The organism is Micromonospora sp. HNM0581 (assembly GCF_012726175.1).
Lineage (GTDB): Bacteria > Actinomycetota > Actinomycetes > Mycobacteriales > Micromonosporaceae > Micromonospora.
Map to the genome: position 1 here is coordinate 42,847 of NZ_JAASAD010000018.1, position 15,173 is coordinate 58,019.

Here is a 15,173-nt window from a genome sequence, read left to right on the forward strand (position 1 = left end):
ACGGCGGAGCACCGCGGTCCGGATCGGAGGGGCCGCATGAGCCGCAGACGACCCGCGATCCTGGTCCTGGAGGACGGGCGCACCTTCCACGGCGAGGCGTACGGCAGCGTCGGGGAGACCTTCGGCGAGGCGGTCTTCAACACCGGGATGACCGGCTACCAGGAGACGCTCACCGACCCGTCGTACCACCGTCAAGTGGTGGTGCAGACCGCCCCGCACATCGGTAACACCGGCGTCAACGTCGACGACGACGAGTCACGCCGGATTTGGGTGGCCGGTTACGTGGTGCGCGATCCGGCCCGGGTCAGCTCCAACTGGCGGGCCACCGGTGCTCTGGAGGACCGGCTGGCGACCGAGGGCGTCGTCGGCATCAGTGGCGTGGACACCCGGGCGCTGACCCGCCACCTGCGTGACCGAGGCGCGATGCGGGTCGGTGTCTCGAGCGTCGAGGACGACCCCCAGGCGCTGCTCGAACGGGTCCGCCGGTCCCCGCAGATGCTCGGCGCGGACCTCTCCGCCGAGGTGACGACCACGACGCCGTACGTGGTCGACGCCGAGGGTGAGCACCGGTTCACGGTGGCCGCGCTGGATCTGGGCATCAAGCGCAACGTGCCGCGGCGACTCGCCACGCGGGGCGTGACCACCCACGTGCTGCCCGCCGGCTCGACGATCGAGGATCTGCTGGCCACCGGTGCCGACGCGGTCTTCTTCTCACCGGGCCCCGGTGACCCGGCGACCGCTGACGCTCCGGTGGCGCTGGCCCGGGAGGTGATGCGTCGCGAGGTGCCGCTGTTCGGTATCTGTTTCGGCAGTCAGATCCTCGGCCGGGCGCTCGGCTTCGGCACCTACAAGCTCGGCTACGGCCACCGGGGCATCAACCAGCCGGTGCTCGACCGGGCCACCGGCAAGGTCGAGGTGACCAGCCACAACCACGGCTTCGCCGTCGAGGTTCCCGGCGTCCGGGGCGGGGCGGTCGTGCCCGACCAGGTGATCGACACCGACTTCGGTGGCGTCCAGGTGTCGCACGTCTGCCTCAACGACAACGTGGTCGAGGGGCTGCGGGCGCGGGACGTACCCGCCTTCACCGTCCAGTACCACCCGGAGGCGGCGGCGGGTCCGCACGACGCGGACTACCTCTTCGACCGCTTCGCCGAGCTGATCGAGGGCCGGGCTCTCAGTGGGGGACGTACCAATGCCTAAGCGGACCGATCTGCAGCACATCCTGGTGATCGGGTCGGGACCGATCGTCATCGGACAGGCCTGCGAATTCGACTACTCCGGCACCCAGGCGTGCCGGGTGCTGCGCGCCGAGGGGATCCGGGTCAGCCTGGTCAACTCCAACCCGGCCACCATCATGACCGACCCGGAGTTCGCCGACGCCACCTACGTCGAGCCGATCACCCCGGAGTTCGTCGAGCTGGTCATCGCCAAGGAACGGCCCGACGCGGTGCTGCCCACCCTGGGCGGACAGACCGCCCTGAACACCGCGGTGGCGTTGCACGAGGCCGGTGTGTTGGAGAAGTACGGCGTCGAGCTGATCGGCGCCGACATCGAGGCGATCCGGCGCGGCGAGGACCGGCAGTTGTTCAAGGAAATCGTGGCGAAGGCCGGCGTACGCCTCGGGGTGGCCGACCCGTCGGCGCTGGTACCACGGTCGAGGGTCTGCCACTCGATGGACGAGGTTCGGCAGACGGTGGCCGAGTTGGGCCTGCCGGTGGTGATCCGGCCGTCGTTCACCATGGGGGGCCTCGGCTCCGGCATGGCACACACCGACGCGGACCTGGAACGCATCGCGGGTGCCGGGCTGGCCGCCAGCCCGGTGCACGAGGTCCTCATCGAGGAGAGTGTGCTCGGCTGGAAGGAGTACGAACTCGAACTCATGCGGGACCGCCACGACAACGTGGTGGTGGTCTGTTCGATCGAGAACCTCGACCCGATGGGTGTGCACACCGGTGACAGTGTGACGGTGGCACCGGCCATGACGCTCACCGACCGGGAGTACCAGCACCTGCGCGACCTGGGCATCGCGGTGCTGCGCGAGGTGGGGGTGGACACTGGGGGCTGCAACATCCAGTTCGCGGTCAACCCGGCCGACGGCCGCATCGTCGTCATCGAGATGAACCCTCGGGTGTCCCGTTCCTCGGCGTTGGCGTCGAAGGCGACCGGCTTCCCGATCGCGAAGATCGCCGCGAAGCTGGCCATCGGCTACACCCTCGACGAGATCCCCAACGACATCACTTTGAAGACACCGGCCGCGTTCGAGCCGACGCTCGACTACGTGGTGGTGAAGATCCCCCGCTTCGCGTTCGAGAAGTTCCCCGGCGCGGACGCGGAGCTGACCACCACGATGAAGTCGGTCGGCGAGGCGATGAGCCTCGGACGCAACTTCACCGAGGCGTTGAACAAGGCGATGCGCTCGATGGAGACCAAGGCCGCCGGCTTCTGGAGCGTGCCCGATCCGCAGGGGGCGACGCGGGAGAACACCCTCGCCGCCCTGGGCACACCGCATGACGGTCGGCTCTACACGGTGGAGCGGGCGTTGCGGCTCGGTGCCTCGATCACTGAGGTCAGCGCCGCCTCCGGCGGCATCGATCCGTGGTTCCTCGATCAGATCGCCGTCCTCGTCGAGTTGCGTGCCGAGATCGTGGCGGCGCCGGTACTCGACGCGGAGCTGCTTCGTCGGGCTAAGCGGGCCGGGTTGTCCGACCGGCAGTTGGCCGCGCTGCGCCCCGAGCTGGCCGCCGAGGACGGCGTGCGCACGCTGCGGCACCGTCTCGACATCCGGCCGATCTACAAGACGGTGGACACCTGCGCCGCCGAGTTCGAGGCCACCACGCCGTACCACTACTCCTCCTACGACGCGGAGACCGAGGTGGTCGGCTCGGCGCGGCCGAAGGTGCTGATCCTGGGTTCCGGGCCGAACCGGATCGGGCAGGGCATCGAGTTCGACTACTCCTGCGTGCATGCGGTCATGGCGCTGCGGGGCGCGCCGATGCCGGCCGGCGGCGCCGGCTACGAGACCGTGATGGTCAACTGCAATCCGGAGACGGTCTCCACCGACTACGACACCGCGGACCGGCTCTACTTCGAACCGCTGACCTTCGAGGACGTGCTGGAGGTCTGGCACGCGGAGGACTCCTCCGGCCGGGCGGCCGGCGGACCGGGTGTGGTCGGTGTGATCGTGCAGTTGGGTGGGCAGACCCCGCTCGGGCTGGCGCAACGGCTCAAGGACGCAGGCGTGCCGGTGGTGGGTACCTCGCCGGAGTCGATTCACCTGGCCGAGGAGCGGGGCGCCTTCGGGTCGCTGCTCGCGCGGGCCGGCCTGCGCGCCCCGGACCACGGCACCGCCACCTCGTACGAGGAGGCGAAGGAGATCGCCGACGAGATCGGCTATCCGGTGCTGGTCCGGCCATCGTACGTGCTGGGTGGGCGCGGGATGGAGATCGTCTACGACGATGCCACGCTGCGCGACTACATCGGCCGGGCCACTGACATCTCGCCGGACCATCCGGTGCTCGTGGACCGGTTCCTCGACGACGCCATCGAGATCGACGTGGACGCGCTCTGCGACGCCGACGGCGAGGTCTACCTCGGCGGGGTCATGGAGCACATCGAGGAGGCGGGCATCCACTCCGGTGACTCCTCCTGCGCCCTGCCGCCGATCACCCTGGCCAGTTCGCACCTGGCCCAGGTGCGCCGGTACACCGAGGTGATCGCGCGGGGCATCGGCGTACGTGGACTGCTCAACGTGCAGTACGCCCTGAAGGACGACGCGCTGTACGTGCTGGAGGCCAACCCGCGTGCCTCGCGTACCGTGCCGTTCGTCTCGAAGGCCACGGCGGTGCCGTTGGCGAAGGCGGCGGCCCGGATCGCGCTCGGTGCGACCCTGGCGCAGCTGCGCGCCGAGGGCATGTTGCCGGAGACCGGGGACGGTGGTTCGCTGCCGCCGGACGCCCCGATCGCGGTGAAGGAGGCGGTGCTGCCGTTCAAGCGGTTCCGCACTCCGGCCGGCAAGGGCGTGGATTCGCTGCTCGGCCCGGAGATGAAGTCGACAGGTGAGGTGATGGGGATCGACACCTCCTTCGGGCACGCCTTCGCCAAGTCGCAGTCGGCGGCGTACGGGTCGCTGCCCATCGAGGGCAGGATCTTCGTCTCGGTGGCCAACCGCGACAAGCGCGGAATGATCTTTCCGATCAAGCGGTTGGCGGATCTCGGGTTCGACATCGTCGCGACGAGCGGTACGGCTGAGGTGCTGCGGCGGTACGGCATCGCCTGTGAACAGGTCCCGAAGCACTACGAGGCCGGCACCGAGGACAACGCGGTGTCACTGATCCTCGGTGGTCATGTCGCCCTGGTCGTCAACACGCCCCAGGGGTCCGGTGCCAGCGCCCGTTCGGACGGCTACGAGATCCGCAGCGCCGCGGTCACCGCTGACATCCCCTGCATCACCACCGTCCCCGGTGCTGCCGCCGCCGTCATGGGCATCGAGGCGCGGATCCAGGGCGACATGCAGGTACGCCCCCTCCAGGCCCTGCACGCCGCCCTCCGGCCCGCCCGGTGAATCCCCGACTCTCCCCGATCGTGAGGTTGTCGTCGGCCTCGACGGGTCGTGGCGGCAATCTCGTGTTCGGCGGCCGGGTGCGAGGAGACATGGCGTGATCTTCGAACGGACGGTGCGGCGGGGGTTGTTCCGGGTGGGGGGTGCGGACCCGGAGGTGGCCCACGAGTTCACCCTGCGGCGGTTGGCGGCGCTGTCCCGGATGCCGGTGGCGTTGGCGGCGGTGCGGGCCCGGTACGCGGTGGCCGCACCACGCACGGTGTTCGGGGTGCGGTTTGCCAACCCGGTCGGCCTGGCTGCCGGCATGGACAAGGACGGGGTGGCGCTGCCGGCGTGGCCGGCGCTGGGCTTCGGCTTCGTCGAGGTGGGTACGGTGACGGCACGCCCGCAGCCGGGTAACCCCCGGCCCCGGCTGTTCCGGCTGGTCGACAGCGAGGCTGTGATCAACAGGATGGGCTTCAACAACGCCGGGGCGCAGGCGCTGGCGGACCGGCTCAGGGCGCTGCCCCGGCCGCTCGGTGTACCGCTGGGAATCTCGTTGGGCAAGTCGAAGGTGGCGGCCCTCGAGGACGCGGTGGCGGATTACCGCGAGTCGTACCGCCTGTTGCGGGGTCACGGCGACTACTTCGCGGTGAACGTCTCCTCACCGAACACCCCCGGGTTGCGGGCGTTGCAGGACCGTGAGCACCTGGATGCCCTGCTGGCGGCGTTGGTGGGGGAGAAACCGGTGCTGGTGAAGATCGCGCCCGACCTCACCGAGCCGGCCATCGCCGAGTTGCTCGAGGTGTGCCTGGCCCGTGGCGCCGCCGGGGTGATTGCCACGAACACGACTCTCGGCCGGGACGGGTTGGCCCCGGCTGACCGGGGACGGTCCGGCGAGGCCGGTGGGCTGTCCGGCCGCCCCCTGGCTGACCGTGCGCGGCAGGTGGTCGCCTTCGTGCATGCCGAGACAGGCGGGCGACTGCCGGTCGTCGGGGTGGGCGGCATCGTCGATCCCGACGACGCCGCCCGCATGTTCGACGTCGGTGCCAGCCTGGTGCAGCTCTACACCGGGTTCATCTACCGTGGCCCGGCACTGCCCCGCGCTGTCGCCCGTGCCGCTGTGGGTACGGCGCGTCCGCACGCGACCGAGGTCTGACGGACCACCTACCCGGGTCGGGCCTCTGCTCAGCTTGATCGGCTGCCCGTGGTCGGCGCGGAAACCGTCGCGGGTGAAGCAGGACCAGGTGCGCAAGGGAGGGCCGGTGACACCGGAGGAGATTCTCGCCGCCGACGCGGCGCACGTGTGGCATCCGTACGCGGCGCTGCCCCCGGCGATGCCGCCGTACCTGGTGCAGAGCGCCAACGGGGTGCGGCTACACCTGGCCGATGGCCGTGCGCTGGTCGACGGGATGTCTTCCTGGTGGGCGGCGATCCACGGTTACCGGCATCCGGTGCTGGACGCGGCGGTGACCGACCAGCTCGGCCGGATGAGTCACGTCATGTTCGGCGGGCTGACCCATGCCCCGGCCGTGGAACTGGCCCGTACGTTGGTCGAGGTGACGCCCGACGGGCTGGAGCACGTGTTCCTGGCCGACTCCGGATCGGTGAGTGTCGAGGTCGCGGTGAAGATGTGCCTGCAGTACCAGCGGGCCACCGGCCGCCCGCAGCGGCACCGGTTGGCCACCTGGCGGGGCGGGTACCACGGCGACACGTTCCATCCGATGAGCGTCTGCGACCCCGAGGGAGGCATGCACCACCTCTGGGGGGACGTGCTGCCACGACAGCTTTTCGCCCCGGCGCCGCCCGGGGGCGTCGACAGCCCACCGGATCCGGTGTACGAAGCGGCGCTCGTCGACGCGGTCGAGCGGAGTGCCGACGAGCTGGCAGCGGTGATCGTGGAACCGGTGGTGCAGGGTGCAGGCGGGATGCGTTTCCACAATCCGCACTATCTGCGGGTGCTGCGCGAGGTGACCCGCGCGCACGGGGTGCTGCTGATCTTCGACGAGATCGCCACCGGCTTCGGTCGGACCGGAACGCTGTTCGCCGCCGAGCGCGCCGGGGTGACTCCGGACGTGCTCTGTGTCGGTAAGGCGCTCACCGGTGGTTACCTCACCCTGGCCGCGGCGCTGTGCACGGCGGAGGTTGCGCGGGGCATCCGGGCCGGTGGTGTGCTCGCCCACGGCCCGACGTTCATGGGCAATCCGCTCGCCTGTGCGGTAGCCAACGCGTCTTTGGGCCTGCTGCGGGGCGGAGACTGGGCCGCAGAGGTGGCACGGATCGAGCGTGTGCTGCGGTCCGGGTTGGAGCCGCTGCGGAGCGCGCCGGGCGTGGCGGACGTGCGGGTGCTCGGCGCCATCGGGGTGGTCCAGTTGGATCACGAGGTGGATGTCGACGCGGCCACGGTCGCCGCGGTGGCGCGGGGCGTGTGGCTGCGTCCGTTCCGGGATCTGGTCTACACCATGCCGCCGTACGTCACCACGGACGCCGATCTGGCGGTTCTGCTGTCGGGTGTCGCGGCAGCGATCGCGGTGGCCTGAGTAGGCGTGTGGGTGTGCTCCGATCGATTTGAGTAGGTGGCCGGGGGCGTCGTCGCGGATTGGAGTAGCGCGGCGGTGCTCTGGCGGCCCTGCTGAGTAGGCGCGGAAGGGCAAGAACCCGCGCAGGACGAGAGGAAGGTACTGGTTCGTGGAGAGTTTCGGCGTCCGGTTGCACCGGGCCATCGACGAGCGTGGACCGCTCTGTGTGGGGATCGACCCGCATCCGGCGTTGCTGGCCCGGTGGGGCCTCGACGACGACGTGGCCGGACTCGATCGGTTCGCCCGGGTAGTCGTTGATGCCCTCGGTGACCGGGTTGCGGTGGTCAAGCCCCAGTCGGCGTTCTTCGAGCGATTCGGGTCCCAAGGGTTGGCGGTACTTGAGTCAACTATCCGACAGTTACGAAATCTCGGCTCACTCGTTCTGCTCGACGTCAAGCGCGGCGATATCGGCTCGACTGTCCGCGCCTACGCGTCGGCCTACCTTGACCCATCCAGTCCCATGCATGTCGACGCGGTGACCGCGAGTCCCTTCCTGGGGGTCGGCTCGCTCGCTCCGATGTTCGAGCTGGCCGCCGAACACGGCGGTGGTGTGTTCGTCCTGGCGCTCACCTCCAACCCCGAGGGCGCCTCGGTGCAGCGGGCGCGCAACGCCGACGGTCGTACCGTCGCCCAGACCGTCCTCGACGAGATTTCCCAGCTCAACGCCGGCGCGGAGCCGATCGGGAGTATCGGTGCGGTGATCGGGGCGACGGTCGGGAAGACGAGCTGCGACCTGTCGGCGGTCAACGGCCCCCTGCTCGCACCCGGGCTCGGAGCGCAGGGCGCGACGGCGGCGGATCTGCGGGTCGTATTCGGTTCCGCGTTGCCCGCCGTGCTGCCCGCGTACTCCCGTGAGGTGCTGGGCGCAGGACCCGATCCGGAGGCGTTACGGGCTGCCGCAGAGCGCGCCGTGGTCGAGTGCCGAGCGGTTCTGGCGATGTCGTGACTGACTGATGGCTCGGTCACTTTGCGGTGATCATCGCGCGCCCACGTTGCCGAAAGCTCCTTTGGCCGCTAGTTTTCCCCGCGCTGGGAACCCCTTGGTTCACAGCGACACCACGTTTCACAGATGCGGCGGCGCGTCCCGCCCGTCGCTATAGGGACCTGAGGAGAACTGGTGCCGCTCCCGTCACTGACCCCCGAGCAGCGCGCTGCCGCGCTGGAAAAGGCTGCGGAGATCCGCAAAGCCCGTGCCGAGCTGAAGGAGCAGCTCAAGCAGGGCAAGACCACCCTCGGAGCCGTTCTTGAGCGGGCCGAGTCCGACGATGTCGTCGGCAAGCTCAAGGTGTCGGCCGTGCTGCAGGCTATGCCGGGCATCGGCAAGATCCGGGCTACTCAGATCATGGAGAAGCTCAAGATCGCCGATAGCCGCCGCCTCCGTGGCCTCGGCGAGCAGCAGCGCAAGGCCCTGCTTGGGGAGTTCGCCGCCAACTGAGCACGACTGCGGGTAGAAACAAGCAGTGAGCTTGGATGACGAGGCGCGCCCGGCGGCTCGGCTCACTGTCCTGGCCGGCCCTTCCGGCGCCGGCAGGGAGAGTGTCGTCGAGCTGGTCCGGGCGCGTTCTCCGTCAGTGTGGACGCCGGTCGCGGTCACCACCCGGCCCCGCCGGGCCAGCGAACTTGACGGCGTCCACCGACACTTCGTCACGCCGGAGGAGTTCGACGGTCGGCTCGCCGCCGGTGAACTGCTGGAGTGGAGTCGGCTCGGTCCCCACCGACGGGGTACGGAGATCACCCCACTGCGCCGCCGGCTCGCAGCCGGGCAGCCCGTGTTGCTCGCGCTGGACCTCGACGGGGCGTTGCAGGTCCGGGCCCGATGGCCGAAGGCACGACTCGTCCTGCTCCATCCGCCCGGTCGCCCACCGGAGCTGCCTGTCGTGGCGGCCTTCGACCTCAGCGTTTCGCATGACCGCATCGAGCGGGTCGTAGATGAACTGGTAGGATTCATCGGTTCTTCCTTCCTGGCTCCGGCCCGACCGCGACCGCGCGGTTGAGTGCCGGCCCCGCGTGTACGCGCGGTCCGTGCGAAAGACGCAGAGGTTTATCCGTGGGATCCATCGCCAACCCCGAAGGCATCACCAACCCGCCGATCGACGAGCTCCTGGAGAAGACGACGTCGAAGTACGCGCTCGTCATCTTCGCCGCCAAGCGCGCCCGCCAGGTCAACGCCTACTACAGCCAGCTCGGTGAGGGCCTGCTGGAGTACGTCGGCCCGCTCGTCGAGACCACGCCCCAGGAGAAGCCGCTCTCCATCGCGATGCGCGAGATCAACGCGGGCCTGCTCACCGCTGAGCCGACCGACCAGCCGTAGTTCTCCGCGCGTCGATGAGCGCCCGGATCATTCTCGGCGTCGGCGGTGGCATCGCCGCCTACAAGGCGTGCGAGTTGCTGCGCCTGTTCACCGAGTCGGGCCATCAGGTGCGGGTGGTGCCGACCGCTGCCGCGCTACGTTTCGTCGGCGCGCCGACGTGGGCGGCGCTGTCCGGGCAGCCGGTCGCCGAGGATGTCTGGTCCGATGTGCACGAGGTGCCACACGTGCGCCTCGGCCAGCAGGCCGATCTGGTGGTGGTCGCGCCTGCCACCGCCGATCTGCTGGCCCGGGCCGCCCACGGCCTTGCCGACGACCTACTCGGCAACACCCTGCTCACCGCCCGCTGTCCGGTGCTGCTGGCGCCGGCCATGCACACCGAGATGTGGGAGCATCCGGCCACCGTCGCCAACGTCGCGACGCTGCGAGCCCGAGGTGTCCGGGTCGTCGAGCCGGCCGTGGGGCGACTCACCGGCGCCGACACCGGCAAGGGGCGGCTGCCGGAGCCAGCCGAGATCTTCGCCGTGGCCCGCCGGGTCCTGGCCCGCGGCGCCGAGGCGTCGGCCGACCTGACCGGCCGTCGGGTGGTGGTCACCGCCGGTGGCACCCGGGAACCACTCGATCCGGTGCGCTTCCTGGGTAACCGGTCCTCCGGCAAGCAGGGTTACGCGTTCGCCCGGGCCGCCCTCGCCCGTGGCGCCCGGGTAACGCTTGTCGCGGCCAACGTCGCACTGCCTGACCCGGCCGGTGCGGATCTGGTCCGCGTCGGCACCACGGAGGAGTTGCGGGCGGCCACGTTGACGGCGGCAGTGGACGCCGACGTGGTGGTGATGGCGGCGGCTCCGGCCGATTTCCGGCCGACGACGTACGCGCCTGGCAAAATCAAGAAGTCGGACGACGGCACCGCACCCACGATCGAACTCGTCACCAACCCGGACATCGCCGCCGAGTTGGGGCAGCGTCGCCGGCCGGAGCAGGTGCTCGTGGTGTTCGCCGCCGAAACCGACGACGCCGAGGCCAACGGACGGGCCAAGCTGGCCCGCAAGCGAGCCGACCTCATCGTCATCAACGAGGTCGGTCCGGACAAGGTCTTCGGCGCCGAAACCAACGCGGCCACGGTCATCGGCGTGGACGGTTCGGTCACCCGGATACCCGAGCGGTCGAAGGAGGATCTCGCCGATGGGGTGTGGGACCTGGTGGTCGCACGGTTGACCGGTGACTCCTCCTGACGGCTAGGTCCACCGACCGTGAACGCCGTCGTCGACGGTTGGTGACTACACTGCCGCGCAACGACGTCCAAGACTTAGGAGTACCGTGACACGCCGCCTCTTCACGTCCGAATCGGTCACGGAAGGCCACCCGGACAAGATCGCCGACCAGATCAGTGACGGCATCCTCGATGCCCTGTTGACGCAGGATCCACACAGTCGTGTGGCGGTGGAAACCCTGATCACCACGGGTCAGGTACACGTCGCCGGTGAGGTGACGACCAAGGCGTACGCCGACATCCCGACGATCGTGCGCGAGACGATCCTCGGGATCGGGTACGACTCGTCGAAGAAGGGGTTCGACGGGGCGTCCTGTGGGGTCAGTGTCTCGATCGGCTCCCAGTCGCCGGACATCGCGCAGGGTGTCGACAACGCCTTCGAGCTGCGTACCGGGACGTCGGAGAGCGCGTTGGACGCGCAGGGCGCCGGCGATCAGGGCATGATGTTCGGGTTCGCCTGTTCGGAAACGCCCGAGCTGATGCCGTTGCCGATCGCGCTCGCACACCGGTTGGCCCGTCGACTCGCCGCCGTACGCAAGGATGGCACGGTTCCCTACCTGCGCCCGGACGGCAAGACCCAGGTCACCATCGAGTACGACGGCCTGCGCCCGGTGCGGCTGGACACGGTCGTGGTGTCCAGCCAGCACGCGGCGGACATCTCGCTGGAGTCGCTGCTCACCCCGGACGTACGTGACCACGTCATCGCCCCCGAGCTGGAGAGCCTGGGCCTGGACACCGACGGCTACCGGCTGCTGGTCAACCCCACCGGCCGGTTCGAGATCGGTGGTCCGATGGGCGACGCCGGCCTGACCGGGCGGAAGATCATCGTGGACACCTACGGCGGCTACGCCCGGCACGGTGGCGGGGCGTTCTCCGGCAAGGACCCGTCGAAGGTCGACCGGTCGGCGGCGTACGCCATGCGGTGGGTGGCCAAGAACGTGGTGGCCGCTGGTCTCGCGGAGCGGTGCGAGGTGCAGGTGGCGTACGCGATCGGCAAGGCCCATCCGGTGAGCCTGTTCGTCGAGACGTTCGGCACGGAGACGGTGCCGGTGGCCTCGATCGAGAAGGCCGTCACGGAGATCTTCGACCTGCGTCCGGCGGCCATCATCCGGGACCTGCACCTGCTGCGGCCGATCTACGCGCAGACCGCCGCGTACGGCCACTTCGGCCGTGAACTGCCCGAGCTGACCTGGGAGTCCACCGACCGGGCCGCCGACCTCAAGTCGGCCGCGGGAGCCTGACAACCACCAGGCGCGACGACCGGCGACCCGCTGACGGGTCGCCGGTCGCCCGTGTCTGCGTGGATGTACCCCTGGCTCACCTGGATCGTCCCTTCGACTACCTGGTGCCGCAGGCGTTCTCCGCCGACGCCGTGCCGGGCGTCCGGGTGAAGGTGCGCTTCGCCGGGCAACTCGTCGACGGCTGGCTGCTGGAGCGGACCGGACGTTCCGACCACCCCCGGCTCGCCTACCTGGACAAGGTCGTCTCCCCGGTGCCGGTGCTCGCACCGGAGGTGGCCCAACTGGCCCGGGTCGTCGCCGACCGGTACGCCGGCAGTATGGCCGACGTCCTGCGGTTGGCGGTTCCACCCCGGCACGCCCGGGTGGAGAAGGAGATCACCGCTGGGCTCCGGACGGTCGACCAGCCGATGCCGGAGCCGGAAGGGTGGCGCGACTATCCGGCCGGGCCGGCGCTGCTTCGGGCCCTCGCCGACGGGCGCGCTCCCCGGGCCGTGTGGTCGGCGCTGCCGGGGGAGGACTGGGCGGCCCGTTACGCCACTGCCGTGGCCGCCACGGTGACCGCCGGCCGGGGGGCACTCGTGGTGGTGGCCGACGGGCGGGACCTGGACCGGCTCGACGCCGCACTGAGCGCACGGCTGGGTGCGGGGCGACACGTCTGCCTGTCGGCGGCTCTCGGCCCGGCGCGGCGTTACCGCGCGTTCCTGGCTGCCCGCCGTGGCGATGTCTCCGTGGTGATCGGTACCCGGGCGGCCATGTTCGCGCCGGTCGACCGACTGGGACTCGTAGCCATCTGGGACGACGGTGACGATCTGCACGCCGAGCCGCGGGCCCCTTACCCTCATGCCCGCGAGGTACTACTCACCCGGGCCCAGCTGGCTGAGGTGGGCGCGCTCGTCGGTGGTTACGCCCGTACCGCCGAGGCGCAGTTGCTCGTCGAGACCGGGTGGGCCCGCGAGGTGATCGCCGACCGGGCGGTGCTGCGGGAGCGTACCCCGGCGATCGTGCCGACCGGCGACGATCCGCAGCTGGCCCGTGATCCCGGTGCGGCGACCGCCCGGCTACCCAGCCTGGCCTGGACTGCTGCCCGGGAGGCATTGCGCACGGACGCGCCGGTCCTGGTTCAGGTGCCCCGACGGGGCTATCTCCCGTCGGTGGCCTGTGCCCAATGCCGTACCCCGGCCCGCTGTCCGCACTGTGCCGGCCCACTCGCGTTGCCGTCGGCCGGCGGTTCGCCCGCCTGCCGTTGGTGCGCTCGGATCGCGGCGGCCTACGCCTGCCCGCACTGTGGTGGGCGTCGGCTGCGCGCCTCGGTCACCGGTGCCCGGCGTACCGCCGAGGAACTGGGCCGGGCCTTCCCGGGGGTGCCGGTTCGCACCTCCGGCCGGGAGGAGGTGTTGGTCGACGTTCCCGGCGGTGCCGGCCTGGTGATCGCGACTCCTGGCGCCGAGCCGGTGGCCGACGGCGGCTACGGAGCGGTGCTGCTGTTGGACACCTGGGCCCTGCTCACCCGCGCCGACCTGCGGGCGGGGGAGGAGGCGTTGCGCCGCTGGACAGCGGCGGCGGCGCTGGCCAGGCGGGCGTCCGACGGTGGCCGGGTGGTGGTGGTCGCCGACGGCGCGCTCGCACCGGTGCAGGCGCTGCTGCGGTGGGACGCCGGCTGGTTCGCGGCCCGGGAGCTGGCCGAGCGGCGGGAGCTGGGCTTCCCACCGGCTGTGCGGATGGCAAGCGTGACGGGCCTGCCTGCCGCGGTCGCCGACCTGTTGGCGCAGGCATGCCTGCCCGACGGGGCCGAGCTGCTCGGTCCGGTCCCGGCCGACGGCGAACGGGAGCGGATGTTGGTGCGGGTGTCGAGGGCCCGGGCCGTCGCCTTGGCCGGTGCGCTGCACGCGGCGGCCGGGGTGCGCAGCGCCCGCAAGGCGACTGAGCCGGTACGCCTCCAGGTCGACCCGCTCGCGCTGTTCTGACCGAGATCGTGACGGTGGGTATCGATCGCCGCCCAGATCGATACCAAATGTCATCCGATCATGACTCGGTGTGGCGCTTTGTCCGCCGAGAGTCGTGTACCGGAGCCAGACCCACCTCAGGTGGTAGCATCGCCGGTCATGCCGGTGCGTACGGCCACTCCAGGTCGAGCTATAGGGTGTCCTAGGGCAGCGCGACGACGGCGGAAGCGCGTCGGCCCGGCGCGGAAAACGATGATCTCAACCGGCCGGTGATCAGGGGTGGACAAGTCGTGACCGTTCGTCAGTCGATCGTCTTCAACGGTGACCTGGGCAGCGGCAAGAGCACCGTTTCCGTCGAGATCGCCAAGCGGCTCGGCCTGCGCCGGGTCAGCGTCGGCGACCTCTACCGGCAGATGGCCCAGGACCGGCAGATGACCGCGCTCCAGTTGAATCTGCACGCCGAGTTGGACCAGGCTGTCGACGGCTACGTCGACCAGCTCCAGCGCGACATCGCCGCCTCCGGTGAGAGTCTGGTCATGGACTCCCGGCTGGCCTGGCACTTCTTCACCGACGCGCTCAAGGTGCACATGATCACCGAGCCGGGTGAGGCCGCCCGCCGTGTCCTGCTGCGTCCCTCGGGGCCGGCGGAGAGCTACACCTCTCTGGACGAGGCGAAAGTCAGGCTCCGCGAGCGCAGTGAGAGCGAGCGCGGCCGGTTCCTGGTGCGGTACGGCGTGGACAAGGCCAGGTTGCGCAACTACGACCTGATCTGTGACACCACCCGGGCATCCGCCGACGAGGTGATCGAGCGCATCGTCGACGCGTACGAGGGGCGGCTCGCGCCCGATCTGTTGCGCGACGCACCACCGCTGCTGCTGCTCGACCCGGGGCGGGTCTACCCGACCGAGGACGTCGCCGGATTGCGTGGCCGGTGGGACTCGACGTCCACCGGTGAGGTCGCCGCCGCCAGCGAGACCAGCCTGGAGCCGCTCGAGATCGGATACACCGGCGAGTACTTCTTCGTGGTCAACGGGCACCGCCGACTCAGCGCCGCGCTGCGCAACGGCTCCCGGCTGGTGCCGGGACGACTGGTCGCCGAGGTCGAGGAGCCGGTCGTCGGCGGGGTGAGCGCGATCGACTACTTCGCCGCGCAGGCCCGCCCCAGCCTCATCCACGACTGGGAGGCGGCCCACGACATCCACCTGCCGCTTCCCGAGCACGCCCTGCTCGCTGGCGACGCGGTGCTGGCTGGCGAGAGCCCCGCCGGCTGACCCGCCCGCCGCCGGCCGGCACGGCCA

General features: G+C 70.4%; 12 protein-coding genes. All 12 read left to right on the forward strand.

Annotated elements, in window-relative coordinates; all coding sequences use genetic code 11:
• The first annotated feature begins 36 nt into the window (after positions 1-36).
• The 12 genes from carA to HCA58_RS19430 all read left to right on the forward strand — a co-directional run bounded on the left by carA (position 37) and on the right by HCA58_RS19430 (position 15,146).
• Positions 37-1,200 carry a glutamine-hydrolyzing carbamoyl-phosphate synthase small subunit gene (gene carA / locus HCA58_RS19375; RefSeq protein WP_169599247.1) on the forward strand — a complete coding sequence of 388 codons (1,164 nt, stop codon included), beginning with the start codon at positions 37-39 and terminating at the stop codon, positions 1,198-1,200.
• Positions 1,193-4,561, forward strand: a complete 3,369-nt coding sequence (gene carB, locus HCA58_RS19380; RefSeq protein ID WP_169599248.1) for a carbamoyl-phosphate synthase large subunit — start codon at positions 1,193-1,195, stop codon at positions 4,559-4,561. The genes carA and carB overlap by 8 nt, the downstream gene beginning before the upstream one ends.
• 94 nt (positions 4,562-4,655) lie before the next feature.
• Positions 4,656-5,696 carry a quinone-dependent dihydroorotate dehydrogenase gene (locus tag HCA58_RS19385; protein WP_169599249.1) on the forward strand — a complete coding sequence of 347 codons (1,041 nt, stop codon included), beginning with the start codon at positions 4,656-4,658 and terminating at the stop codon, positions 5,694-5,696.
• A gap of 106 nt (positions 5,697-5,802) precedes the next feature.
• Complete coding sequence (locus HCA58_RS19390) at positions 5,803-7,077, forward strand: adenosylmethionine--8-amino-7-oxononanoate transaminase (RefSeq protein ID WP_169599250.1); 1,275 nt, start codon at positions 5,803-5,805, stop codon at positions 7,075-7,077.
• A 148-nt stretch (positions 7,078-7,225) separates the two neighbouring features.
• The gene (pyrF, locus tag HCA58_RS19395) at positions 7,226-8,062 is read left to right on the forward strand and encodes an orotidine-5'-phosphate decarboxylase (RefSeq protein ID WP_169599251.1); all 837 of its coding nucleotides are present in this window, start codon (positions 7,226-7,228) and stop codon (positions 8,060-8,062) included.
• A 171-nt stretch (positions 8,063-8,233) separates the two neighbouring features.
• Entirely contained in the window at positions 8,234-8,551 is a 318-nt protein-coding gene (mihF, locus tag HCA58_RS19400) for an integration host factor, actinobacterial type (protein ID WP_007458370.1), read from the forward strand.
• Between the two features lie 25 nt (positions 8,552-8,576).
• Positions 8,577-9,110: a guanylate kinase gene (locus HCA58_RS19405; RefSeq protein ID WP_169599252.1), complete on the forward strand. Its 534-nt coding sequence runs from the start codon at positions 8,577-8,579 to the stop codon at positions 9,108-9,110.
• Positions 9,111-9,163: 53 nt separating this feature from the next.
• The gene (gene rpoZ / locus HCA58_RS19410) at positions 9,164-9,427 is read left to right on the forward strand and encodes a DNA-directed RNA polymerase subunit omega (RefSeq protein ID WP_007075826.1); all 264 of its coding nucleotides are present in this window, start codon (positions 9,164-9,166) and stop codon (positions 9,425-9,427) included.
• Between the two features lie 14 nt (positions 9,428-9,441).
• Positions 9,442-10,653 carry a bifunctional phosphopantothenoylcysteine decarboxylase/phosphopantothenate--cysteine ligase CoaBC gene (gene coaBC / locus HCA58_RS19415; RefSeq protein ID WP_169599253.1) on the forward strand — a complete coding sequence of 404 codons (1,212 nt, stop codon included), beginning with the start codon at positions 9,442-9,444 and terminating at the stop codon, positions 10,651-10,653.
• An 85-nt stretch (positions 10,654-10,738) separates the two neighbouring features.
• Positions 10,739-11,932 (forward strand): methionine adenosyltransferase, encoded by a 1,194-nt coding sequence (gene metK / locus HCA58_RS19420; protein ID WP_169599254.1) that lies wholly within the window; start codon positions 10,739-10,741, stop codon positions 11,930-11,932.
• 59 nt (positions 11,933-11,991) lie between these two features.
• Complete coding sequence (locus tag HCA58_RS19425; RefSeq protein WP_169599255.1) at positions 11,992-13,896, forward strand: primosomal protein N'; 1,905 nt, start codon at positions 11,992-11,994, stop codon at positions 13,894-13,896.
• Between the two features lie 269 nt (positions 13,897-14,165).
• Positions 14,166-15,146 carry an AAA family ATPase gene (locus tag HCA58_RS19430; RefSeq protein WP_169599256.1) on the forward strand — a complete coding sequence of 327 codons (981 nt, stop codon included), beginning with the start codon at positions 14,166-14,168 and terminating at the stop codon, positions 15,144-15,146.
• The last annotated feature ends 27 nt before the right edge of the window (positions 15,147-15,173 follow it).

Coding starts and splice junctions, on each gene's coding strand:
- carA (WP_169599247.1), top strand. CDS start 37: ATGAGCCGCAGACGACCCGCGATCCTGGTCCTGGAGGACGGGCGCACC.
- carB (WP_169599248.1), top strand. CDS start 1,193: ATGCCTAAGCGGACCGATCTGCAGCACATCCTGGTGATCGGGTCGGGA.
- coaBC (WP_169599253.1), top strand. CDS start 9,442: ATGAGCGCCCGGATCATTCTCGGCGTCGGCGGTGGCATCGCCGCCTAC.